Origin of the sequence: Amycolatopsis mongoliensis, from assembly GCF_030285665.1 — a bacterium.
Lineage (GTDB): Bacteria > Actinomycetota > Actinomycetes > Mycobacteriales > Pseudonocardiaceae > Amycolatopsis > Amycolatopsis mongoliensis.
The window spans coordinates 10,661,100-10,681,656 of sequence record NZ_CP127295.1 but is presented as its reverse complement, the minus strand read 5'-3'; the positions used below and the strand labels follow the sequence as shown (position 1 = coordinate 10,681,656).

The 20,557-nt window shown below is 70.6% G+C and carries 23 protein-coding genes, 1 tRNA gene and 1 pseudogene; 12 read left to right on the top strand and 13 right to left on the bottom strand.

Going from position 1 to position 20,557, the window contains the following annotated elements:
- Nucleotides 1–15: 15 nt before the first annotated feature.
- On the top strand, nucleotides 16–453 hold the full coding sequence (locus tag QRX60_RS50865) for a hypothetical protein (protein WP_285998627.1): 438 nt from the start codon (nucleotides 16–18) through the stop codon (nucleotides 451–453).
- Here the strand turns inward: QRX60_RS50865 and QRX60_RS50860 are convergent.
- From QRX60_RS50860 to QRX60_RS50850, 3 genes are all read right to left on the bottom strand, one after another.
- Entirely contained in the window at nucleotides 450–2,012 is a 1,563-nt protein-coding gene (locus QRX60_RS50860; RefSeq protein WP_285998626.1) for a glycoside hydrolase family 13 protein, read from the bottom strand. The two genes, QRX60_RS50865 and QRX60_RS50860, sit on opposite strands and share 4 nt — an antisense overlap.
- Nucleotides 2,012–2,395, bottom strand: a complete 384-nt coding sequence (locus QRX60_RS50855; protein WP_456298900.1) for a globin — start codon at nucleotides 2,393–2,395, stop codon at nucleotides 2,012–2,014. The genes QRX60_RS50860 and QRX60_RS50855 overlap by 1 nt, the downstream gene beginning before the upstream one ends.
- A 141-nt stretch (nucleotides 2,396–2,536) precedes the next feature.
- Nucleotides 2,537–3,520: a mechanosensitive ion channel family protein gene (locus QRX60_RS50850; protein ID WP_408630302.1), complete on the bottom strand. Its 984-nt coding sequence runs from the start codon at nucleotides 3,518–3,520 to the stop codon at nucleotides 2,537–2,539.
- Nucleotides 3,521–3,926: 406 nt separating this feature from the next.
- Here QRX60_RS50850 and QRX60_RS50845 point away from each other — a divergent pair, with 406 nt between their 5' ends.
- Nucleotides 3,927–4,385: an HNH endonuclease gene (locus tag QRX60_RS50845; protein WP_425266197.1), complete on the top strand. Its 459-nt coding sequence runs from the start codon at nucleotides 3,927–3,929 to the stop codon at nucleotides 4,383–4,385.
- 119 nt (nucleotides 4,386–4,504) lie between these two features.
- Here the strand turns inward: QRX60_RS50845 and QRX60_RS50840 are convergent, their stop codons facing one another.
- A complete protein-coding gene (locus tag QRX60_RS50840; protein WP_285998623.1) occupies nucleotides 4,505–4,876 on the bottom strand; it encodes a hypothetical protein in 372 nt (123 codons plus the stop codon).
- Between the two features lie 278 nt (nucleotides 4,877–5,154).
- Between QRX60_RS50840 and ctaJ the strand changes: the two genes are divergently transcribed.
- Nucleotides 5,155–5,409 (top strand): aa3-type cytochrome oxidase subunit CtaJ, encoded by a 255-nt coding sequence (ctaJ, locus tag QRX60_RS50835; protein ID WP_285998622.1) that lies wholly within the window; start codon nucleotides 5,155–5,157, stop codon nucleotides 5,407–5,409.
- On the top strand, nucleotides 5,396–5,884 hold the full coding sequence (locus QRX60_RS50830; RefSeq protein ID WP_285998621.1) for a DUF5130 family protein: 489 nt from the start codon (nucleotides 5,396–5,398) through the stop codon (nucleotides 5,882–5,884). The genes ctaJ and QRX60_RS50830 overlap by 14 nt, the downstream gene beginning before the upstream one ends.
- Nucleotides 5,885–6,044: 160 nt before the next feature.
- Here the strand turns inward: QRX60_RS50830 and pepN are convergent, their stop codons facing one another.
- Nucleotides 6,045–8,612, bottom strand: a complete 2,568-nt coding sequence (pepN, locus tag QRX60_RS50825; protein ID WP_286003877.1) for an aminopeptidase N — start codon at nucleotides 8,610–8,612, stop codon at nucleotides 6,045–6,047.
- 161 nt (nucleotides 8,613–8,773) lie between these two features.
- Here pepN and QRX60_RS50820 point away from each other — a divergent pair, with 161 nt between their 5' ends.
- Nucleotides 8,774–9,394, top strand: coding sequence for a mycothiol-dependent nitroreductase Rv2466c family protein (locus QRX60_RS50820; protein WP_285998620.1), 621 nt, complete (start codon nucleotides 8,774–8,776; stop codon nucleotides 9,392–9,394).
- Here the strand turns inward: QRX60_RS50820 and QRX60_RS50815 are convergent.
- Together QRX60_RS50815 and QRX60_RS50810 are read right to left on the bottom strand one after the other, a co-directional pair.
- Nucleotides 9,391–10,200, bottom strand: a complete 810-nt coding sequence (locus tag QRX60_RS50815) for an MBL fold metallo-hydrolase (RefSeq protein ID WP_285998619.1) — start codon at nucleotides 10,198–10,200, stop codon at nucleotides 9,391–9,393. The two genes, QRX60_RS50820 and QRX60_RS50815, sit on opposite strands and share 4 nt — an antisense overlap.
- The gene (locus QRX60_RS50810) at nucleotides 10,197–10,919 is read right to left on the bottom strand and encodes a 2-phosphosulfolactate phosphatase (RefSeq protein ID WP_285998618.1); all 723 of its coding nucleotides are present in this window, start codon (nucleotides 10,917–10,919) and stop codon (nucleotides 10,197–10,199) included. The genes QRX60_RS50815 and QRX60_RS50810 overlap by 4 nt, the downstream gene beginning before the upstream one ends.
- Before the next feature lie 45 nt (nucleotides 10,920–10,964).
- On the opposite strand from QRX60_RS50810, the gene QRX60_RS50805 reads away from it, so the two are divergent.
- Both QRX60_RS50805 and QRX60_RS50800 read left to right on the top strand, forming a co-directional pair.
- Nucleotides 10,965–11,438, top strand: a complete 474-nt coding sequence (locus QRX60_RS50805) for a ribose-5-phosphate isomerase (RefSeq protein WP_285998617.1) — start codon at nucleotides 10,965–10,967, stop codon at nucleotides 11,436–11,438.
- The gene (locus QRX60_RS50800; RefSeq protein ID WP_285998616.1) at nucleotides 11,438–12,247 is read left to right on the top strand and encodes an Fpg/Nei family DNA glycosylase; all 810 of its coding nucleotides are present in this window, start codon (nucleotides 11,438–11,440) and stop codon (nucleotides 12,245–12,247) included. Before QRX60_RS50805 ends, QRX60_RS50800 begins: the two co-directional genes overlap by 1 nt.
- A gap of 79 nt (nucleotides 12,248–12,326) precedes the next feature.
- Here the strand turns inward: QRX60_RS50800 and QRX60_RS50795 are convergent, their stop codons facing one another.
- On the bottom strand, nucleotides 12,327–13,136 hold the full coding sequence (locus QRX60_RS50795; RefSeq protein WP_285998615.1) for a hypothetical protein: 810 nt from the start codon (nucleotides 13,134–13,136) through the stop codon (nucleotides 12,327–12,329).
- A gap of 147 nt (nucleotides 13,137–13,283) precedes the next feature.
- Between QRX60_RS50795 and QRX60_RS50790 the strand changes: the two genes are divergently transcribed.
- The 3 genes and pseudogenes from QRX60_RS50790 to QRX60_RS50780 all read left to right on the top strand — a co-directional run bounded on the left by QRX60_RS50790 (nucleotide 13,284) and on the right by QRX60_RS50780 (nucleotide 16,295).
- The gene (locus tag QRX60_RS50790; protein ID WP_285998614.1) at nucleotides 13,284–14,159 is read left to right on the top strand and encodes an LLM class F420-dependent oxidoreductase; all 876 of its coding nucleotides are present in this window, start codon (nucleotides 13,284–13,286) and stop codon (nucleotides 14,157–14,159) included.
- Nucleotides 14,160–14,164: 5 nt separating this feature from the next.
- The gene (locus tag QRX60_RS50785; protein WP_285998613.1) at nucleotides 14,165–14,611 is read left to right on the top strand and encodes a nuclear transport factor 2 family protein; all 447 of its coding nucleotides are present in this window, start codon (nucleotides 14,165–14,167) and stop codon (nucleotides 14,609–14,611) included.
- 116 nt (nucleotides 14,612–14,727) lie between these two features.
- Nucleotides 14,728–16,295: pseudogene (locus QRX60_RS50780) on the top strand (carbohydrate-binding protein).
- A gap of 14 nt (nucleotides 16,296–16,309) precedes the next feature.
- On the opposite strand, the gene QRX60_RS50775 reads toward QRX60_RS50780, so the two are convergent.
- Complete coding sequence (locus tag QRX60_RS50775; RefSeq protein ID WP_285998612.1) at nucleotides 16,310–16,675, bottom strand: winged helix-turn-helix transcriptional regulator; 366 nt, start codon at nucleotides 16,673–16,675, stop codon at nucleotides 16,310–16,312.
- Nucleotides 16,676–16,742: 67 nt separating this feature from the next.
- On the opposite strand from QRX60_RS50775, the gene QRX60_RS50770 reads away from it, so the two are divergent.
- Nucleotides 16,743–17,522: an NAD(P)H-binding protein gene (locus QRX60_RS50770; protein ID WP_285998611.1), complete on the top strand. Its 780-nt coding sequence runs from the start codon at nucleotides 16,743–16,745 to the stop codon at nucleotides 17,520–17,522.
- Nucleotides 17,519–18,295, top strand: a complete 777-nt coding sequence (locus QRX60_RS50765) for an alpha/beta fold hydrolase (RefSeq protein WP_285998610.1) — start codon at nucleotides 17,519–17,521, stop codon at nucleotides 18,293–18,295. Before QRX60_RS50770 ends, QRX60_RS50765 begins: the two co-directional genes overlap by 4 nt.
- Before the next feature lie 18 nt (nucleotides 18,296–18,313).
- On the opposite strand, the gene QRX60_RS50760 is transcribed toward QRX60_RS50765, so the two are convergent.
- The 4 genes from QRX60_RS50760 to QRX60_RS50745 form a co-directional block, all read right to left on the bottom strand.
- Complete coding sequence (locus QRX60_RS50760; RefSeq protein WP_285998609.1) at nucleotides 18,314–18,775, bottom strand: hypothetical protein; 462 nt, start codon at nucleotides 18,773–18,775, stop codon at nucleotides 18,314–18,316.
- 258 nt (nucleotides 18,776–19,033) lie between these two features.
- The gene (locus tag QRX60_RS50755) at nucleotides 19,034–19,543 is read right to left on the bottom strand and encodes a roadblock/LC7 domain-containing protein (protein ID WP_285998608.1); all 510 of its coding nucleotides are present in this window, start codon (nucleotides 19,541–19,543) and stop codon (nucleotides 19,034–19,036) included.
- A complete protein-coding gene (locus tag QRX60_RS50750) occupies nucleotides 19,540–19,908 on the bottom strand; it encodes a hypothetical protein (protein ID WP_285998607.1) in 369 nt (122 codons plus the stop codon). The genes QRX60_RS50755 and QRX60_RS50750 overlap by 4 nt, the downstream gene beginning before the upstream one ends.
- 569 nt (nucleotides 19,909–20,477) lie before the next feature.
- Nucleotides 20,478–20,551, bottom strand: a tRNA-Pro gene (locus tag QRX60_RS50745).
- Between the last annotated feature and the right edge of the window lie 6 nt (nucleotides 20,552–20,557).

Below are 20,557 nucleotides of genomic sequence, written 5' to 3'. Positions count from 1 at the left end.
GAGGTGAGCCAGTTGATGAGGTTCCCGGCGTTCACCGTGGCTGTGACCCGCGAAGCCGGACTGTGGACCGCGAAGGTGACCGACGGCCTCGACGGCGCGGCGGGTGAGTTCAAGCAGTTCGGCGACGTCGACCCCGGCATGCGGAAGATCGTCGCGAACCTGACCGGCCTCCCGCCCGAGCGGTTCCACCTCCGGTGGTGCTACGAGTTCGACGACGCGGACGCGACCGATCTCGTCCTGCAGTACCAGGAGGCGGAAAGGGTCGCCGAAGAGGTCGCGCAGTGGCGGGAAGGGGTCCGTGCCCGCCTGGTCGCCACGCTGAACGGGCAGATCCCGCAACGGGCGATCGCCGACCTGGTCGGCCTGTCGCACCAGCGCGTCAACCAGATCGCGCGCGGCCCCGCGCCCGAGGCGGCCGAAGTGGTCAAGCCCGGCCGGTGGGTGCCCCTCTAAACCAGCCAGGCGGCCGCGTCGGCCGGGAGCTTCCCATCGACCAGCGGACTGCTCGAGAGCAGCACCTCGCCGGGCGGCAGCGCGATCGGGCTCGCGGACGTGTTCAACGCGCACACGAGCCCGCCGCCCTTGCGGCGGAACGCGAAGCACCCCGCGGGCGCGCCGTACCACTCCAGCTCCTCGCCGTTGAACGCCGAGTGCGTCTTCCGCAGCTCGATCGCCTGGCGGTACAGCGAGAGCGTCGAATCGGCGTCTTCGATCTGCTTTTCGACCGTCAGCGCGGCCCAGTCCGCCGGCATCGGCAGCCACGTCCGCGGGTTGCGCGAGAACCCGAACGGCGGCAGGCCGCCCTCCCACGGCAGCGGCACCCGGGAGACGTCCCGCCCGAACTCCGCCCCGCTCGTCTTCGCGCGCGGATCGGCCATCTCCGAAGGCGGGATGTCCACGTTGGCCAGGCCCAGCTCCTCGCCGTTGTACAGGTAGACCGTGCCGGGCAGCGCCAGCTCGACCAGCGCCATCGCCCGCGCGCGCCGCACCCCGGCGGAGCCCCCGCCGTAGCGGCTGACCTGCCGCCAGACGTCGTGGTTGCCCAGCGTCCAGGTCGCGGGCGCGCCGACCTTCGCCGGCACCGTTAGGGAGCGCTGGATGGCCGTGCGCATCGCGTCCGCGTCGAAGTGGGTCAGCACCAGGCGGAAGTTGAACGCCAGGTGCAGCTCGTCGGGCCGCAGGTACCGGGAGAGGCGCTCCTCGTCGGTCACCCAGATCTCGCCGACGGCCATCGCGTCCGGGAACTCGTCGAGCACCTTGCGGATCATCTGGTGGATCTCGTGGACGCCGTCGTAGTCCCACCGCGGGTCGTAGTAGTGGCTCGGCCCGAGCGCGTCGGCGCGCGGGTCCATGTCCGGCAGACCGGGCGGCTTGGCCATGCCGTGCGCGACGTCGATGCGGAAGCCGTCGACCCCGCGTTCGAGCCAGAAGCGCAGGGTGCGCTCCAGGTCGGCGGCGACCTCCGGGTTGGCCCAGTTGAGGTCCGGCTGCTGCGGCGCGAACAGGTGCAGGTACCACTGGCCGTCCGGCACCCGGGTCCACGCCGGGCCGCCGAACGCGCTGACCCAGTTGTTCGGCGGGTCCTCGCCCGTCGGGCCGACGCCGTCGCGGAAGATGTAGCGGTCGCGCTCCGGGCTGCCCGGCGCGGCCGCCATCGCGGACTTGAACCAGGCGTGCTGGTTGCTGGTGTGGTTGGGCACGACGTCGACGGTGACCTTGATGTTGCGCTTGTGCGCCTCGGTCAGCAGCACGTCGAAGTCGCCGAGGGTGCCGAACATCGGGTCGACGTCGCGCGGGTCGGCGATGTCGTAGCCGTGGTCGGCCATCGGAGAGGGGTAGAACGGCGTCAGCCACAGCGCGTCGACGCCCAGCAGCTCCAGGTAACCGAGCCGGGAGTGGATGCCTTCCAGGTCCCCGACGCCGTCGCCGTCCGAATCGGCGAACGAGCGCACGTAGACCTGGTAGAAGACCGCGTCCTGCCACCAGGCAGAACCTCCCGGCTCCGGTCTCATCAGACGAAGCTGTTCATCATGCTGTGGGCGGCCGTCTCCAGGTAGGCCCAGAGCTGCCCGCGGTAGGGCTCCTCGAGGTGCTCCTCGTCGACCGCGATCCGGATGCAGCGCAGCCAGGCGTCGCGCTCGATCGGCCCGATCTTGAACGGCGCGTGCCGCATCCGCAGCCGCGGGTGCCCGCGCCGGTCGGAGTAGGTGTGCGGACCGCCCCAGTACTGCATGAGGAACAGCCGGAAGCGCTCCTCGGCCGGGCCGAGGTCCTCCTCGGGGTAGAGCGGGCGCAGGATCTCGTCCCGCGCGACTTCTTCGTAGAACCGCGCGATGATCCGGCGGAACGTGGGTTCGCCGCCCACTGCTTCGTAGAGGTTCGCCGGTTCGCTCACTGCAGACACGCCTTCCATTTTGCCCTCCGGGTGCGGGTTCCCGACGCCCGGTCCTGCCCTCGCCGGAAGGTCGCGAACCCGTTTCCCAGCGTAACCACGCCGGCCGGGTCGTGAGGTACCTCACGACCCGGCCCGCGGGCGCTACTTCTTCTCGGCCACCGAGGAGACGGAGTTCGGGAACAGCCGGCCGAGCGGCGGGTCGAACCCGGCCTCTTCCAGGGCCGCCAGCAGCTGGGCCCGCAGGGCCCGCTGGACCGCCCACTGCTTGCCCGGCCGCACCTTCACGGTCAGGCGCAGCTGGAGACCCTCCGGGGTGACGCTCTCGACCCCGAGCATCTCCGGGGGCTCCAGGACGTTGTCCTTCAGCGCGTCGCTTTCGGTCGCGGTCGAGGCCGCTTCGCCGAGGACGGTGGTCGCGCGCTCGACGTCCGCGGTGTAGCCGAGCGGGACGTCGACGACCGCGACCGCGAAGCCCTGGCTCGAGTTGCCGACGCGCAGCACCTCGCCGTTGCGGACGTACCAGACCGTGCCCTTGAGGTCGCGCAGCGTGGTGATCCGCAGGCCGACCGCCTCGACGGTGCCGGTCGCCTCGCCGATGTCGACGACGTCGCCGACGCCGTACTGGTCCTCGACCATCATGAAGATGCCGGAGAGGAAGTCCTTGACCAGGTTCTGCGCACCGAACCCGATCGCGACGCCGATGATGCCGGCGGAGGCGATGATCGGGCCGAGGTTCAGGCCGAGCTCGCCCAGCACGAGGATGAAGGCCAGGCCGTAGATCAGGAACGTCGCCATCGACTTCAGCACCGAGCCGATGGTCTGGGCGCGCTGGCGGCGGCGTTCGATGATGGCGGAGCCCAGCACCTCCGGGGCGCGCTCGCGCAGGGGCCGCAGCAGCGCCGGCAGTCTCCCGTTCGACTTCGGGAGCGTCGTGACGCGGTTGATCAGCCGCCGCAGGATCAGCCGCACGACGAACGCGATCACGACGATCATCAGGATCTTCAGCGGCTTGGTCAGCAGCCAGTTCGCCGAGCCGGCCAGCCACTCGTTCCCGGTGGCCTTGTAGACCTGGGAGCACAGGGTGCTCAGGTCGTCGACGCACGGCGTCTTGGCGGAGGACAGCAAAAGGGACACGGGGGTTCGATCATCCTTCCGATCAGGTCGGGGAGCCCAACTGTAAGTGGATGTTGGGTCGCGCGGATGTGACACGTCTTGTAACACACGTGCGCTGGGGGCCTGTTCTGTGGTCGACTATGCCTACGCCCCTGGAGGTGGTCGAGTGCCAGACCGACAACCCAGCCCCCGCGGCGTCTCCGGCCAAGCCATGGCCGCCGAGACGCCAGAGGTGGTCCTGCGCGCCTATCCGGGGGGTTCCGCATCCGGCGGAGCCGTCCCGGCCGGGCCGGGGAACCGCCCAGGGGGAGTTACCCGCCCGCCCGGCCAGCGTAGTAGAGGCCGGGATCCGGCTGCCCCGGCCTGGGGCCGGCGCCGGGTTCTCCTGCTCAACGCCACCTTCGAGCCGCTGACCGCGTTGCCGTTGCGACGGGCCGTGGTGCTGGTGATGTGCGGCAAGGCCGAAGTCGTGCACGGCGATCCCGGCGGCATCGAGCTGCACTCGGCGAAGGTGTCGCTGCCGGTGCCCTCGGTGATCCGGCTCAGCACGTACGTGCGCGTGCCCTACCGGGCGCAGGTGCCGCTCACCCGTGCCGGGCTGATGCACCGCGACCGGTACCGCTGCGCCTACTGCGGGGGGCGGGCCGAGACGATCGACCACGTCATCCCGCGCAGCCGTGGCGGACCTCACGCCTGGACCAACTGCGTCGCCTGCTGCGCCAAGTGCAACCACCGCAAGGCGGACCGGCTGCTCTCGGAGATCGGCTGGCGGCTGCGCGTCGTCCCGCGCGCCCCGCACGGCCCGCACTGGCGGCTGCTCGCGCACTCCAAGGAGGCCGATCCGCTCTGGCGGCCGTATCTGGGCTCCGCCGCCTAGCTGCTCATCGGGGGGTTGCGGAGCCCCGGACGTAACGGCGCCCCGGCTGCCTTGCGGCGGCCGGGGCGAGCCGGGTGCATGCGCGTGTTCAGGTAGTGCGTGCGGCCCTGGAGTACGGGTCAGGCGGCGAGCGCGTAGTCGCTCTGGCAGGTGACGCGGGTCCCCATGGTGACGCGCGTGCCGCGGGTGACCCGCGTGCCTCGCGTGACGCGGGTGCCGCAGGTGACGCGCGTGCCGGCCGTCACGCGCGTGCCCATCGTGACGCGGGTGCCCCGGGTGACCCGCGTGCCACGCGTGACCCGCGTCCCCGCCGTCACCCGGGTGCCCATGGTGACGCGCGTTCCCGCCGTCACGCGTGTACCGCGAGTGACGCGTGTACCGCGGGTAACCCTTGTGCCCGCCGTCACACGCGTTCCGGGCACGAACTCGATTTCGCTCAGTGACGAGAAGGCCTCGGTGATCGCCTGTGCGGGGGTCTGGACGCTGTTCATGGCAAGGCCTCCTGGGACCGGTGCGTTACCTGCTGGGGCTGGGGAGCGGGGCGCAAGGCCCGTACAGGTGAAAAAGCTACGAGGATTTCAAGGCTGCGACAAGACGACAGCGGCGGGTGCGGCCGCCTGTACGTTGAGTTGCAACCTTTCGGCCCGACGGTCTTCGCCCCAACGTTCCAGTGGCCGCGAGCCAAGCGGCGGACGGCACGCGGCTTACGACGAACGGTCGAGTGCGGCGCGCGCGGTGGCCGTAGAGGTCATCCGATACGCTCAGCGCCGTGAACGTTGTCGAGACGATCGTGGTCTTCGCCGTGATCCCGCTGGCCATCTACGGCCTCGCCGGGCTGCTGACGCTCCGGCGCAGGTCCGGCGGTGCCCCGCGGCACCGGTCCGGCCAGGCCTGGGACTACCCGGCCATGTGGTGGAGCGCCAACCCCGAGGGGGTCGGCGCGGGGCACCGGCACGCCGGTACCGAGAACAGCGCGCCCGAGGGCGCCCCGACCGCGGCAGGAGGCGCTCGTGGCAACTGGTGAGCTGACGAAGCGCGTCGACGAGTCCGAACTGGGCTACGGCGAGGGGCTCACGTCCAGCGGCCGCGTGTCGGCCGCGAAGATGTACGAGCCGGCCGCGCCGACGAGCCCGTTCAACACCCGCCAGCTGGCCCGCCTGGACGAGGCGCTGACGTTCGCGAGCCGCGAGACCGGCCTCGACTTCAGCCTGTACCTCGGCGAGCTGGGCGAGGACAGCCGCTCGGCGGCGGAGAAGCTGCACGCGACGACGAACGACCCGGCGAACTCCGTCCTGATCGCGGTCTCCCCGGGCGAGCGCGTGATCGAGATCGTCACGGGCAAGGCAGCGTACGTCCGCCTGCCCGACCGCGGCGCCAAGCTGGCGATCGCCAGCATGGTGGCGTCCTTCAAGGAGGGCGACCTGGTGCGCGGGCTGGTCAACGGTCTGGTGAACGCGCTGCGCATGCTGTCCGACCAGGCGGGCCCCGCGCCCCGCTGACGCAGAAACGCGAAGGGCCCCGCACCTCGATTGAGGTGCGGGGCCCTTTCACGTGCGGCGCAGGTCTCGAGCGCCCCAATGTGGCGTTGGTTGCGTGAGACGCACCCAATGTGGCGTTCGGTGCGTCAGACGCACCGAACGCCACATTGGGGCGCTCGAGTCAGGACTGCGCGTCGAAGTCCCGCGCCGCCAACGCCCGGACGATCCCCGCCCGGCCCTCCGAAACCAGCCGCCGCAGCGCCTGCGAGTGCCCGCCGGCCAGCCACTCGTCCGACGCCGTCACCGTCTCCGGGGCCACCGCCCACGACGGGTACAGCCCGATCGCGATCGGCTGCGCGCGCTCGCTCGACCGCCGCTGCCACACCTCGTCGATCACCTCGAAGTACTGCGCGACGTACGAGCCGAGCAGTGCCTTCTGGCCCGGGTGGGAGAAGCCGGAGATGAGCGAGTCGCTGACCGCGTTCGGCAGCTCGTCGTCGTACACCGCGCGCTGCCACGCGTCGGCCTTGGCCTCCGCCGTCGGGCGCAGGGCGCGGGCGCGCTCCGCCTGGCGGCGGCCCGTCGCCGTGTTGTCGCGGGCCAGCTCGGCGTCGATCTCCGCCGTGTCCGCCTTGCCGTGGGCGACCAGCGCGTGCAGCAGCCGCCAGCGCAGGTCGGTGTCCACCGTCAGGCCCTCGAGCGGCGCCGAGCCGTCGAGCCAGCCCGCCAGCACCGCCAGGGAAGCGTCGTCCAGCACCGACCCCGCCAGCGAGTTGACGAACGCCAGCTGGTGGTCCGAGCCCGCCTCGGCGCCGCGGACCAGCTCCAGCAGCCTGGTCGTGAACGCCGGCCAGCCGCGCGAAGCCGCCCACTCCTGCTCGGCGTAGGAGTTCAGCGCGGTCTGGGCCTGCAGCAGCAGCCGCTGGACGACGCCGACCTCGGTCTCGGTGTGGATGCCGCGCTGCACCAGCGTGACGAAGTCGCGGGCCTTCAGCTCGGCCTCGCGGGTCATCTCCCACGCCGCCGACCAGCACAGCGTCCGCGGCAGCGGCTCGGTGATGTCGGCGACCCGGTCGATCAGCGTCGTCAGCGACGCCGGGTCGAGCCGCATCGTGCAGTACGTCAGGTCGTCGTCGTTGACCAGCACGAGCTTGCCCGCGGGCCGGCCGACGAGGGCGGGCACCTCGGTGCGCTCGCCGTCGACGTCCAGCTCCACGCGCTGGGTCCGGACGATCTTGCCGGAGCCGTCCTCGTCGTAGATCCCGACGGCGACGCGGTGGGTGCGCAGCTCACCGGCGCCCGGCTTCGCGCCGGACTGCACGACGGCGAACGAGGTGAACGTCCCGTCCGCGCCGACCTCGTAGCGCGGGCTCAGCGAGTTCAGCCCGGTGGTCTCCAGCCACTGCGCGCTCCACCACGACAGGTCGCGCCCGGACGCCTCCTCCAGCGCGCCCAGCAGGTCGGCCAGGGTCGCGTTGCCCCAGGCGTGCTTGCCGAAGTACACCTTCAGGCCGTCGAGGAAGTGCTCCAGCCCGACGTAGGCGACGAGCTGCTTGAGCACGCTCGCGCCCTTGGCGTAGGTGATGCCGTCGAAGTTCACCTCGACCGCGTGCAGGTCGACGATGTCGGCCGCGATCGGGTGCGTCGAAGGCAGCTGGTCCTGCCGGTAGGCCCACGACTTCTCGATGTTCGCGAAGCTGGTCCACGCGTTCTTGTACTCGGTGGCCTCGGCCTGGGCCAGGACGCTCGCGAAGGTCGCGAACGACTCGTTCAGCCACAGGTCGTCCCACCACCGCATGGTCACCAGGTCGCCGAACCACATGTGCGCCATCTCGTGCAGCAGCGTCTCGGCGCGCCGCTCGTAGGCGTAGCGGGTGACGCGGCTGCGGAAGACGTAGTCCTCGAGGAAGGTCACCGCGCCGGCGTTCTCCATCGCGCCCGCGTTGAACTCGGGCACGAACAGCTGGTCGTACTTGGAGAACGGGTACGGGGTGCCGAACTTCCGGTGGTAGAAGCCGAAGCCCTGCTTGGTCTCGGTGAACAGCTTTTCGGCGTCCATGTGCTCGGCCAGCGACGCGCGGCAGTAGACGCCCAGCGGGATCGTCTTGTGCTCGTCGGTGTACTCGTCGCGCCACTCGGCGTACGGCCCGGAGATCAGCGCGACCAGGTAGGTCGAGAGCCGCTCGGACTCCTTGAACACCGTGCGGACGGCGCCTTCGGGCGTCTCCTCGGCGGACTCCGCCGCCGTGTTCGAGATGACCTTCCAGTCCTTCGGCGCGATCACGGTGAGCCGGTAGACCGACTTGAGGTCGGGCTGGTCGAAGCAGGCGAACATCCGCTTGGCGTCGGCCGTCTCGAACTGGGTGTACAGGTAGACGCTGTCGTCGACCGGGTCGACGAACCGGTGCAGGCCCTCGCCGGTGTTCATGTACCGGCAGTCGGCGGTCACGGTGAGCTCGTTCGCTTCGGCCAGCCCGGCCAGCGCGATGCCCTTGTCCTCGACGTAGGCGCTGATGTCGACGTCCGCGCCGTTCAAGGTGGCCGAATGCACGCGGTCGGCGACGATGTCGACCCACGTCCGCTCGCCGGCCCGGGCGCTGGAGAACCGGACGGTCGTCTTCGACGCGAAGGTCTTCTCACCGGGGCCGCCGTGGCCGTCGGTGAGATCCAGCTCGATGTCGTAACCGGTGACGTCGAGCAGGTCCGCGCGCAGCTTGGCTTGGTCGCGGGTCAGGTTGGGGGCGGGCACAGGCACCTCTGGTCGTTGGTATCGGTTTTCAACTCCCCGCATCCAATCATGGGGACGGGGTGGCGGGCGATGGGGAACAAGCCCGGGGCCGGGGGTGTTGGCCCGCTGTGTGGGGGTGTGCCCGCCCCCGGACCTGACCTGACTTCGCACAGGAGTACCTGATGACCGCTGCCGAGCAGCCCACGAAGGTCGACTTCTACTTCGACCCGATCTGCCCGTTCGCCTGGATCACCTCGCGCTGGATCCTGGAGGTGGAGAAGCACCGCAACCTGGACCTGCACTTCCGGATCATGAGCCTGTCGGTGCTGAACGAAGGCCGTGACGAGCTGCCCGAGCAGTACAAGGAGCTGCTGGCGAAGGGCTGGGGCCCGGTGCGCGTCGCCGTGGCGCTGGCGCAGCTCAAGGGCGAAGAGGTGCTGCGCGACTACTACACCGAGTTCGGCACCCGTTACCACAACCAGGGCAACAAGGACCGTGACGCGGTCATCAAGGAAGCCCTGGCCGCGATCGGCGCGCCGGCCGAACTGTACGACGCCGCGGACTCCACCGAGTACGACGAGGCGCTGAAGAAGAGCCACCACGAGGGCATGGACCCGGTCGGCATGGACGTCGGCACCCCGACGATCCACATCGACGGCGTCGCGTTCTTCGGCCCGGTGCTCACCTCGATCCCGCGCGGCGAAGACGCGCTGAAGGTGTTCGACGGCGCCGTCGCGCTGTCGAGCTACCCCGACTTCTTCGAGCTCAAGCGCACCCGCACGGGCGAGCTGAACTTCGACTAGGGAGTGGCCAGCGCGGCCAACGTGACGTCGCTGGGGTAGCGGGAGGCGGCCACGGCGGCCACCTCGGTCGTCTCGCCGCGCCCGACCCCGGCCTTGAGCGCGATCAGCTCGTGCAGGCCGTGGCGGTGGTAGCGGACGAAGTCGGCGTCGACGGGCTCGCCGTGGCCGGGCACGATCACGCGCGGCTCCAGCGCGAGCAGCGCGTCGAGGGTGTCCGGCCAGGCCGTCAGGTCCGACTCGGAGCTGAAGGAGAACGCGCTGAAGCCGTGTTCGGCGTTCTCGACGATGTCACCGGCGAAGAGGACGCCCGCGTCCGGCACGTGCACGACGACGTCGTGGTCGGTGTGGGCGCGGCCGGGGTGCAGCAGCACCGCCGTCCGGCCGCCCAGGTCGAGCTCCGTCCGGTCGGTGAACAGGTGGTCGGGCACGACGAACGTGGTGCGCGCGATGGCGTCGGCGGTCTCCGCCTTGCCCTGTTCGCGGTAGTAGGCGATCCACTTGGCGCGCGCGTCTTCGGCGTACTCGGTCAGCTCGGCGCGGCAGCCCTCGTGCGCCCAGACCGCGCACGGCGTGAACCGCTCGGTGCCCCAGGTGTGGTCGAAGTGCGCGTGCGTGAAGACGACCGACCACGGCAGCGGCGTCAGCTCGCGGACGGCCGCCGCCAGCTCGGCGCCCTGCTCCAGGTCGCCGCGGGTGTCGACGACCAGGCAGCGCTCGGCGCCCACCACCAGCCCGACGGTCAGGTCCAGCTCCTCGTAGCGGCGCGCGTGCACGCCGTCGGCGACCTCGATCCAGCGCCCGCTCATGCCAGTACTCCTTCGCTCAGGACCGGTGCAGCATCGCTCACGTCGAGCCGCGCGGCCAGCTCGACGTCCCCGCCGTGGCCTGCTTCGGTCAGCTCGCGGCCGGACACGCAGCCCGCCAGCGCCGCGACGTCGACCGACCGGGCGGCGAGCGCGGCTTCGGCCGACAACGACAAGCCGTGCCCGGCCAGCGCGGCGGCGATCGCGCCGGCGCCCATCTGGTCCTCGACGCACGGCCGCAGCGGGCCGAACGTGTCACCGTGGCCGAAGATGTCCACGCCCCAGCGTTCCCCGGCGGCGACGAGCCCGACCGGGCCGCCCGGCTCGAGCGCCTTCGCGGCGACGGCGGAGGCGTTGCGCAGGCAGCCCGCCAGGACCCGCGCGCCGGTCGCGGCGGCGGCCGCACACAGCGTGGCGCCGTTGGGCGAGGGGAGCGCGAGGAGCGTCCCGGGCGGGATTTCCGTCACAGAAGACGGCCTGAGGGTGAACGCGCCCTCACCCGCGATCACGGCGCCGGCCGCGCGCGCCTGCGCCAGGCCGCGTTCGTCGCGCCAGCGGACCGGCAGCACGCGGCCGCCGTGGCCGACCACGAGATCCGTGGTGGTGCTGAAGGAAAGCACGTCGACGACGACCAGCACGGCGCATTCCCGGCCGAGGGCGGCGACGCCTTCGCCACCCCAGTCGAGCCGCACGTCGTACCCCGATTGCTCCCAGATGCCCACCCCCGGAGCATGCCCGAAACCGGCCGTGGTGGCAGACTCCCAGCCGTGCGTGTCTACTTGGGATCCGACCATGCCGGTTTCGAGCTGAAGAACCACCTCGTCGCCCACCTGGGGAAGCAGGGCCACGAGGTCACCGACATCGGCCCGCACGTCTACGACGCGGCCGACGACTACCCGGCGTTCTGCGTCGAGACGGCGCTGCGCGTGGTGGCCGACGAGGGCAGCCGCGGCATCGTCGTCGGCGGCTCCGGCAACGGCGAGCAGATCGCCGCGAACAAGGTCCCCGGTGCCCGGGCCGGCCTCGCCTGGAGCGTCGAGACCGCCAAGCTGTGCCGCGAGCACAACCACGCCCAGCTGATCGGCGTCGGCGCCCGGATGCACACCGTCGAGCAGGCCATCGAGATCGTCGAAGCCTTCCTCGCCACGGAGGTCTCGCCCGAGGAGCGGCACGCCCGCCGCGTGCAGCAGCTGCTCGACTACGAGCGCACGGGGACCCCGCCGGCGCTGCCGGAGGCCTGATGCCCGAGGGGCACACGCTCCACCGGCTCGCGCGGCTGCACAAGCGCCGGTACGCCGGCGCCCCGGTCGAGGTGAGCAGCCCGCAGGGCCGGTTCGCCACCGAGGCGTCCCGTTTGGACGGTCAGGTGTTCGTCGGCGCCCAGGCGTACGGCAAGCACCTCTTCCACGACTACGGTCCACACGGGATCGTGCACATCCACCTGGGCCTCTACGGCACGTTCGGCGAGTTCCCGCTGCCCGCGCCGGAGCCGGTGGGGCAGGTCCGGCTGCGGCTGGCCGGGCGGACGCACTGGACGGACCTGCGCGGGCCCACCCGCTGCGAGCTGCTGTCCCCCGACCAGGCGGACGCGATCAAGTCCCGGTTGGGCCCGGACCCGCTGCGCCGCGACGCGAAGCCCGAGCAGGCCTGGGCCCGCATCTCGCGCTCGAAGACGTCGATCGCGGCGCTGCTGATGGACCAGGCGGTGCTGGCGGGCGTCGGCAACGTCTACCGCGCCGAGGTGCTGTTCCGCCACGGCGTCGCACCTTTGACGCCGGGACGTTCGTTGGACCGGGCGTTGTGGGACGACATGTGGGCCGACCTGGTGACGTTGATGCGCGACGGCGTCCGCGTCGGCCGGATCGACACGGTCCGCCCGGAGCACCTGCCGGAGGCGATGGGCCGCGCGGCCCGGGTGGACCGCCACGGCGGCGAGGTGTACGTCTACCGCCGCGCCGGACAGCCGTGCCTGGTGTGCGGGACGCCGGTGGCGAACTCGGAGCTGGTGGGCCGCAACCTCTACTGGTGCCCCACCTGCCAGCCTGCCTGACCGCCGCCGCCCAAAAGCCGTGAAGGCCTCCTTCCCGGCTCTTATGGCCGGTAAGGAGGCCTTCACGGCTTTCAAAGGGTCAGAAGTCGAAGCCGCCGCCGTCGAAGCCCCCGCCGTCGAACCCGCCGCCGTCGAAGCCTCCGCCGCCCCAGTCGCCGCCGCCCATGTCGCCGCCGCCGTCGCCGCCGAAGTCGCCTCCGCCGTCGCCGCCCATGTCACCGGACTCGAGCGCGTCCTGCTGGCCCGCGTCGTAGCCCGACTCCCAGGCCGAGGCGCTGGCGATGCCGCTCATGCCGGAGAACATCGCGCTGAACAGGAACATCGACCCGAGGCCCCAGGCACCGGCGACGAGCGCGGGCTTCCACCACGGCTCGCTGTACCAGCCCTGCGGCACCGGCCGCCCGGCCACGCGCCCGCCGGGGTAGTAGTACGGCGTGTCCTGACCGGCGTCGGGCGAGGCCGCGTAGTGCTGGCCCTCGACGTCGACCTCGCGGCGCTCGGTGACCTTGCCGGCGCGCTCGCGCTCGGCCTCTTCCGGCAGCTGCGGGCCGGGGTCCATCCCCATCGCGGTGCGCGCGGCGCGGACGTAGTAGAGGCCTTCGATGGCGGTCTCCTTGACCAGCCGGGCCTGCTCGATCGTGCGGGCCTGCTCCATCTGCGAGCCGGCCGCGTTGTAGCGCTCGGCGGCGTCGGCCATCGCCTGCTGGGACGCGGTGTCGTTGCCGTTCAGGTTGAGGACCTGGCCGCCGAGCCGCTCGACGAGGCGCCGCGCGTCGGCCTTGGCGTCGTCGAGTTCCCGCTGCCGGGCCGCGGCGCGCTGCCGCGAGAAATAGAGGCCGCCACCGACGATCACGACGACGAGCACGATCAGGAAGATCGCGGTGCCCATGGACCACTCCCAGAAACTCGGTGCCCGGTGACCGGAAGTCACCTTTGATTCGGACAACGCGGACGTTACGCGGAGGGTTCCCGGCAAGTGATCAGGCACACCGCGCGGGCTGGCCGAAGAAACTAGAACACGTTATAGTTCCGTGCTATGAAGTTCACCCTGTCGATCGCGATGAACCCGCTTGATCAGCTGGGCGAACTCGCCCAGGCCGCCGAAGAGGCGGGCTTCGCGTCCATCGCCCTGCCGGACTCGCTCTTCTACGCCGAGACGGTGTCCACAGACTATCCCTACACGCCCGACGGCAGCCGGTTCTGGACCGCCGAGACCCCCTGGGTGGACCCGCTGGTCGCGACCGCGGCCATGGGCGCGGTCACCAGCCGCATCGAGTTCTACACGTCCGTGCTGAAGCTCGGCTCGCGCAACCCGGTGCTGCTGGCGCGCCAGGTCGGCTCGGCATCGGTGCTCACCGGCGGCCGGTTCGGCCTCGGGCTCGGCGTCGGCTGGCTGCCGCAGGAGTTCGAGTACTGCGGCGTCCCGTTCGAGCGGCGCGGCAAGCGCGTCGACGAGGCCATCGAGGTGCTCCGGCTGATCCTCGACGGCGGCATGGTCGAGTACCACGGCGAGTTCTACGACTTCGACAAGATCCAGATGAGCCCGGCGCCGCCGAAGCGGGTGCCGTTCTACATCGGCGGCCACACCGACGTCGCGCTGCGGCGCGCGGCCCGGATCGCCGACGGCTGGTCGTCGGCGATGATGAAGCTCGACGAACTGCGCGACACCATCGCGCGGCTGAAGGAACTGCTGGCCGAGCGCGGCCGCGCCGACGACCCGTTCGAGTACCAGGCCGTCTGCATCGACAAGTTCGGTCTCGACGGCTATCGCGAGCAGGCCGAGGCCGGCGTCACCGACATCATCACCATGCCGTGGGTGTTCGACGGCGTCGGGTTCGACGCGCCGGTCGGGCCGAAGCTCGAAGCGATCCACAAGTTCGGGGCCGAGATCATCGCGAAGTTCGAGGAGTGACTCCCATGGGCGTGCAGGTCAGCTGGGACACCGGGCAGGAGCAGCCACCGGCGCGGCGCGCGGCGTTCGCCTCGATGACCGCGGTGACGGCGGGGGACAAGGAGGCGTGGCTCGACCTGTTCGCCCCGGACGCGGTGGTGGAGGACCCGGTCGGCCCGTCGTTCTTCGACGAAGAGGGCAAGGGGCACCACGGCCGCGAGGGGATCAGCGCGTTCTGGGACAAGACGATCACCAACGTGGAGCGCTTCGAGTTCACCATCCGCGATTCGCACGCGGCGGGGGACGAGGTGGCCAACGTCGGGACGATCACGACGTACCTGCCGGGCGGCTACCGCGTCGACACCGACGGGGTGTTCGTCTACCGCGTCGGCGAGGACGGGCTGATCACGTCGATGCGGGCGTTCTGGGAGACCGAACGCGCGATGGCGACGGCCCGGCAGGTGACGGAATAGCGTCCCGGCCAGCGGAAACCCAATTTCATATCTGATACATGATCTCTTGACGCTCGGTTAGGCAGGACTCTTTACTAACTGGTGTAGACCTCCGATGTCTCCACCAGGGAGCAAGCATGTCCTTCCTCCGGCGCACGGCGGTCGCGGCCGCCGCGTTCGCGCTCGCGGCCAGCGGCACCGTCCTGAGCCAGACCCCGGCTGCCGCCCTGGAAAACGGGCTCCTGCGCACGCCGCCGATGGGGTTCAACAACTGGAACTCCACGCAGTGCAAGGCCGACTTCACCGAGACGATGATCAGAGGTGTAGCGGACGTCTTCGTGGCGAAGGGCCTCAAAGACGTCGGCTACACCTACGTGAACATCGACGACTGCTGGGCGCTGCCGGACCGGGACTCGAAGGGCGACCTCGTCCCCGACCCGGCACGCTTCCCGCACGGCATCAAGGCGCTGGCCGACTACGTGCACGCGAAAGGCCTGAAGTTCGGCATCTACACCAGCGCGGGCACGCACACGTGCAACAGGCCGGCTTCCCCGGCGGGCTCGGCCACGAGCAGCAGGACGCGAACCTCTTCGCCTCCTGGGGCGTCGACTACCTGAAGTACGACAACTGCAACAACCAGGGTGTCGACGCGCAGCAGCGCTACAAGGCGATGCGGGACGCGCTCGCGAAGTCCGGGCGCCCGATCGCGTACTCGATCTGCGAGTGGGGCCAGACCAAGCCGTGGACCTGGGCCGCCCCCGTCGGGAACCTGTGGCGCACGACCGGCGACATCTCCGACAAGTGGTCGAGCATGATCGGCAAGGCGCAGGTCAACCGCGGCCTCGCGCAGTACGCCGGCCCCGGGCACTGGAACGACCCGGACATGCTGGAGGTCGGCAACGGCGGCATGACCGCGACCGAATACCGCACGCACTTCAGCCTCTGGGCGATGATGGCGGCGCCGCTGCTGATCGGCAGTGACCTGCGCAAGGTGTCCGACGACAGCTTCTCGATCCTGAAGAACGCCGACGTGATCGCGCTCGACCAGGACCCGCTGGGCAAGCAGGCGACGGTGCTCAGCTCGAACGGTGGCCTGGTCGTCTACGGCAAGGTGCTCGCCAACGGCGATCGCGCGGTGGCGCTGTCCAACGAAACCGCGTCCACGGCGACGATCAGCACGACGGCATCCGCGACGGGCATCGGCGGCGCGGCGTCGTACACGCTGAAGGACCTGTGGAGCAAGGCGGTCCGGAGCACCTCGGGGACGATCAGCGCGTCGGTGCCTTCGCACGCGACGGTGCTGTACCGCGTGTCTCGTGCCGGTGGCTCCTCTCGCTACGAAGCCGAGTCGGCGACCCTGTCGGCGGGCGGCACGGTGGACGCGAACCACGCGGGCTTCTCGGGGACCGGCTTCGCCAACGGCGCCAACGCGGCCGGCAGCTACGTCGAGTGGCAGGTGACCGGGCCGGCGTCGGCGCTGACGTTCGGCTACGCGAACGGCACGGCGGCGGCGCGCCCGGCGGACGTCGCGGTCGACGGCACGGTGGTGGCCACGGGCGTGCCGTTCCCGGCGACCGGCGCGTGGACGACGTGGAGCACGGTGATGCGTCCGGTGGCCTTGGCCGCGGGGGCGCACACGGTCCGCGTCACGGCGACGACGGCCGACGGCCCGGCGAACCTGGACTACCTGGACGTTTCGCCCTAGGCCGGTGTCCCGGACTACCGGGCGGAGCCGCGGGAGTCGTAGGCCCGGCGGGCCGCTTCGACCCGGTCGAGGTTGGGTGACCATTCGGCGAGGGTTGCGAACATCGGGCCGAGGCTGCGGCCCAGGTCGCTGATCTCGTACTCCACGCGCGGCGGCACTTCGGCGTGGTAGGTGCGCGTGACCAGGCCGTCGCGCTCCAGTTGCCGCAGCCGCTGGGTGAGCACCTTCGGGGTGATCGTGGCGATGCGGCGCTCCAGTTCGACGAACCGCTGGCGCCCGTATTCGTTGAGCGCCCACAGGATCGGTGTCGTCCAGCGGCTGAAGACGATGTCGACGATGGGGGCGATCGGGCAGGCCAGCTCGGGTGTGGTCTCGGTCACTTCCGGCGCCTCCGTCCAATACTTTCCTCTAGGTACCTACTATACCGGGGAAGGTAGCGTCGCTCGCATGATCGTAGTGACTGGAGCGACGGGAAACGTCGGACAACCGCTGGTGCAGGCTCTCGAGTCGGCGGGTGAACAAGTGCGGGCCGTGTCCCGCCGCGGGCCGTTTCCGGGTGACTTGTCGGACGCGGCGTCCCTGCGTCCGGCTTTCGAGGGGGCGTCGGCGGTGTTCCTGTTGCTGCCGCCGGACTTCCGGGGTCCGTTGGAGCCGGTGCTGGAGCAGGTCGGCGGGGCGCGGGTGGTGTTGTTGTCGTCGCAGGGCGTCGGAACGGGACGGCACCCGGCGTTCTTCGAGGACGCCGTGCGTGGCTCGGGTCTGGAGTGGACGGTGCTGCGCCCGGGCGGGTTCGCGTCGAACGCGGTGCAGTGGGCGGAAAGCGTGCGTTCGTCCCGGACGCTGTCGGCACCGTTCGGCGACGTCGGGCTGCCGGTGATCGACCCGTCGGACATCGCTTCGGTGGCCGCTGCCGCACTCCTCGACTCCTCGCACGGGGGTCGCACGTACGAACTGACGGGGCCCGCGCCGGTGACGCCGCGCGAGCAGGCGGCGGCGATCGGAGAGGCGCTGGGGGAGCCGGTGCGGTTCGTCCCGCAGACGCGGGAGGAGGCGTTCTCGGCCATGTCGGGCTTCATGCCCGCGCAGGTGGCGGAGGCCACGCTGGACATCCTGGGGGCGCCGTCGCCGGCGGAGCAGCGGGTGAGCCCGGACGTCTCCCGGGTGCTGGGCCGCCCGCCGCGTCCGTTCTCGGAGTGGGCGGCCCGCAACGCGGCGGTGTTCAAGTGAGCGAACTGTCCTATGTGGACTCCGGAACCGGTGCGCCGGTGGTGTTCCTGCACGGCAACCCGACGTCCTCGTACTTGTGGCGCAACGTGCTGCCGTCGGTCCCCGGGCGCCGGCTGGCGCCGGACCTGATCGGCATGGGCGCCTCGGACCGGCCGCCGATCGAGTATTCGTTCGACGACCACGCGCGCTACCTGGAGAGGTGGTTCGACGCTCTGTCCTTGGACGACGTGGTCCTGGTGGGCCACGACTGGGGCGGAGCGCTGGCCGCGGACTGGGCGTCGCGGCACCCTTCGCGGGTTCGCGGGTTGGCGTTCACCGAGGCGGTCCTGAAGCCGATGACGTGGGAGGAGTTCCCGGCGGCCGGAGCGGAGGTGTTCCGCGCGCTCAAGGCGCCGGGCGTCACCGATCTTCCGGAGGTCATGCTGCCCCCGGAGTACGCGGACGTGTATCCGACACCGGCGTCCCGGATCCCGTTGCTGCGCTGGGCCCGGTCCCTGCCCCTGGGCGGCTCACCGGCCGAGGTGGTGGCCCGGATCGAGAAGTTCGACGGCTGGCTGGCGTCGTCGCGGGAGGTGCCGAAGCTGCTGATCACGTTCGACCCGGGGCCCGACACGATGCTGACGCGGCCGATGCTGGAGTGGATGTCCGAGACGTTCGCGTCGCTGGAGGTGGTCCACCACCCCGTGGTGGCGGGCCACCACACGCCGGAGGAACAGCCGGGGTTGATCGCCTCGACGTTGACCGCGTGGCTGGCTCGGGTGCGTTCGTCGTAGCGAGGTCCGGGTGCGGTACTACTCGCCTCGCACCTTGCTGATCGGGTACCACTGCGGCGGCTCGCCCTTCTTCACCAGGAGCAGCCGGTCGCCGTCGACCTGGACGACCTGCCAGTTGCCCTCGTCCGCGGCGGCGAGCTCGGGAATCGACACGGTGACGCCCGAGCTCTCGGCGGGCTTCGACGCCGCGGGTGCGGCATGGGCCGACGCATAGCCGCGGGCGAGCAGGTCCGCGGCGAACACGATCGCCATGGCCCCGATGATCGCGATGGCCAGCGCCGCTTGCGAACCGGAGCCGGGGTCGGGCCCGAGGAGCTTCGAACTCCAGCCGGTGAAGTTGTCGACGATCAGCGTCACGGCGCCGATGAACGCGGTACCGAGGGTGAGGTTGGCCGCGCCGGTCGGTATCGGGTCCGCCGCATTGTCGGTCGTCCCCTTGCCGAGCACCTTGTTGACCATCTTCTCGATCACGTTGGGCATCTGTGCGCTCCTCGCCGGGCGGTACGAGGGGCCCCGGCCCCTCCGGTCGATGACATAGTCGCCCGAGGGATCGGATGCGTAACGTCCCGTCAACGGCCCGGGAACCCGGGGCACAGCGCTGACCGGGGCGGGACTGGTGGCCCGGCTCTCGGCGGTGGGCCGGGCCACCTGATCTTCACCCGCGCCACCCCGCCGCCGTGCTCACCAGCCGGGTCGACCGTCTCGGCGAGCTGCGGACCCGGTTCCGCGACAGGCCGGCTACTCCGGCAGCCGCGTCCGAGGTGCCCCGCCCGGCGCCGGCAGGTGGTGCCGGAACAGCGTCAACGCCTGTTTGGCGGCAAGGGTGAACAGTCCCATGGTGATGTCCGGCTGGCCGAACACGACGAGGAGGAGGGACCCTTCGACGGGAAAGACGCAGACGTAGCCGGAGCTGCCTTCGAACATCGCACTGCGGGACTCGCCGATCCTGGCCTGGGCGGTGAACTGCGCGGCGAGCCCGACGGCCGCCGCCGACATCGCGGCTACGCTGTCGGCCTCGACGGCCCTGGTGTCGTCGGCCAGGACCAGGCCGTCGTGGGTGGCCACGAGCAGCCCGGCCACCTGGTCGAGCTGCTCGCGGATCCGGTGCAGTACCTCGAGCGTCTGGTCGGAGTCGAGCGGGGGGCGCTTGACCGCCCGGTCCGGTGGTGGGCCGCCGGTTTCCGGTGCCGGCTTGCGTACCGGCAGGGGTGTGCGGGAGGGCTGGCTGTGGGTGTCGGCACTCGTCATACGGACAGGCTGGTCTCGATGCGCTTGAGGCTGTGCCGGGCGAGCGCGAGGTTCGCTCGCTCGCGGTCCAGCACGAGGTAGAGGAACAGGGTGGAGTTGCCGCGGGCCGACAGCGGCCGGATCACGTGGTACTGGCGGCGAAGGGTGATGAGGATGTCCTCGATGCTGTCGTCGAGACCGAGCGAAGACATCACGCGCAGTTTCGCCCGCACGACTTCGGTGTTGCCCGCCGCCGCGATGTCCAGGTCGAGCCAGTCGCCACCGCCCAGGGAACCGAGGGACATCCCGCTGTCGTAGTCGACGAGGGTCGCGCCGACGGCGCCGGGAATGCTCATCGCTTCTTTCAACGCCAGATCGATCGTCATGGGAAAGCTGTCCTCCAGTAGGGCGATCATGAGCTATGTCCACAATCGACCGCTCGGGGACCCGGGTTCGTCCATCCGGCGGGTCAATTGTGCAGGCATGTGACGTTATGTGTCGGCGGCAGTTTCAAGTACGGCCGTTCGGAGCAACTTTCATTTCAGCTCGTTAATTTCTTTCCTGTACTGCAATATGTTTCGGAATTCATTTTCTGTGACCGGTGCTCAAATGAGCACTGAATCAGGTTCTGCAATTTGCAGTTCGCAATTGGCGTGCGCGAGTTCGGTGGGACGGGCGAGCGGCAGCCGTTGCCCCGACAGCGGAACTCGCCGAACAGGTGGAGTCGGCGGGGGCGTGCACGGAGGTAGTGGGTCAGGGTCCTGCCGTCGCGGGTCTGGACGGCGGCGTCAGAGTCGCTCGGTGATCGATGGTTGCTCAGCTGGGAAAACTGGCCCGAGGACCCGATTGCGCACGGGCACACCTTCGAATAGGAGCGTCACTGAGCGCGGTGCCGGCTCCCGAGCCGGATCGGCCGACACGAAAAAGGCTGAACCCGCAGGTCCAGCCCTTCCGGTCGGGATGACAGGATTTGAACCTGCGACCCTCCGCTCCCAAAGCGGATGCGCTACCAAGCTGCGCCACATCCCGAGGCAC

What these genes read in the sequence shown, in the direction of transcription:
- QRX60_RS50755 (WP_285998608.1), bottom strand. Translation starts at nt 19,543, where the DNA reads ATGACGAGTGCCGACACCCACAGCCAGCCCTCCCGCACACCCCTGCCG.
- QRX60_RS50820 (WP_285998620.1), top strand. Translation starts at nt 8,774, where the DNA reads ATGACCGCTGCCGAGCAGCCCACGAAGGTCGACTTCTACTTCGACCCG.
- QRX60_RS50760 (WP_285998609.1), bottom strand. Translation starts at nt 18,775, where the DNA reads ATGCCCAACGTGATCGAGAAGATGGTCAACAAGGTGCTCGGCAAGGGG.
- QRX60_RS50785 (WP_285998613.1), top strand. Translation starts at nt 14,165, where the DNA reads ATGGGCGTGCAGGTCAGCTGGGACACCGGGCAGGAGCAGCCACCGGCG.
- QRX60_RS50800 (WP_285998616.1), top strand. Translation starts at nt 11,438, where the DNA reads ATGCCCGAGGGGCACACGCTCCACCGGCTCGCGCGGCTGCACAAGCGC.
- QRX60_RS50790 (WP_285998614.1), top strand. Translation starts at nt 13,284, where the DNA reads ATGAAGTTCACCCTGTCGATCGCGATGAACCCGCTTGATCAGCTGGGC.
- QRX60_RS50840 (WP_285998623.1), bottom strand. Translation starts at nt 4,876, where the DNA reads ATGAACAGCGTCCAGACCCCCGCACAGGCGATCACCGAGGCCTTCTCG.
- QRX60_RS50860 (WP_285998626.1), bottom strand. Translation starts at nt 2,012, where the DNA reads ATGAGACCGGAGCCGGGAGGTTCTGCCTGGTGGCAGGACGCGGTCTTC.
- QRX60_RS50795 (WP_285998615.1), bottom strand. Translation starts at nt 13,136, where the DNA reads ATGGGCACCGCGATCTTCCTGATCGTGCTCGTCGTCGTGATCGTCGGT.
- QRX60_RS50750 (WP_285998607.1), bottom strand. Translation starts at nt 19,908, where the DNA reads ATGACGATCGATCTGGCGTTGAAAGAAGCGATGAGCATTCCCGGCGCC.
- QRX60_RS50865 (WP_285998627.1), top strand. Translation starts at nt 16, where the DNA reads ATGAGGTTCCCGGCGTTCACCGTGGCTGTGACCCGCGAAGCCGGACTG.
- QRX60_RS50770 (WP_285998611.1), top strand. Translation starts at nt 16,743, where the DNA reads ATGATCGTAGTGACTGGAGCGACGGGAAACGTCGGACAACCGCTGGTG.
- QRX60_RS50815 (WP_285998619.1), bottom strand. Translation starts at nt 10,200, where the DNA reads ATGAGCGGGCGCTGGATCGAGGTCGCCGACGGCGTGCACGCGCGCCGC.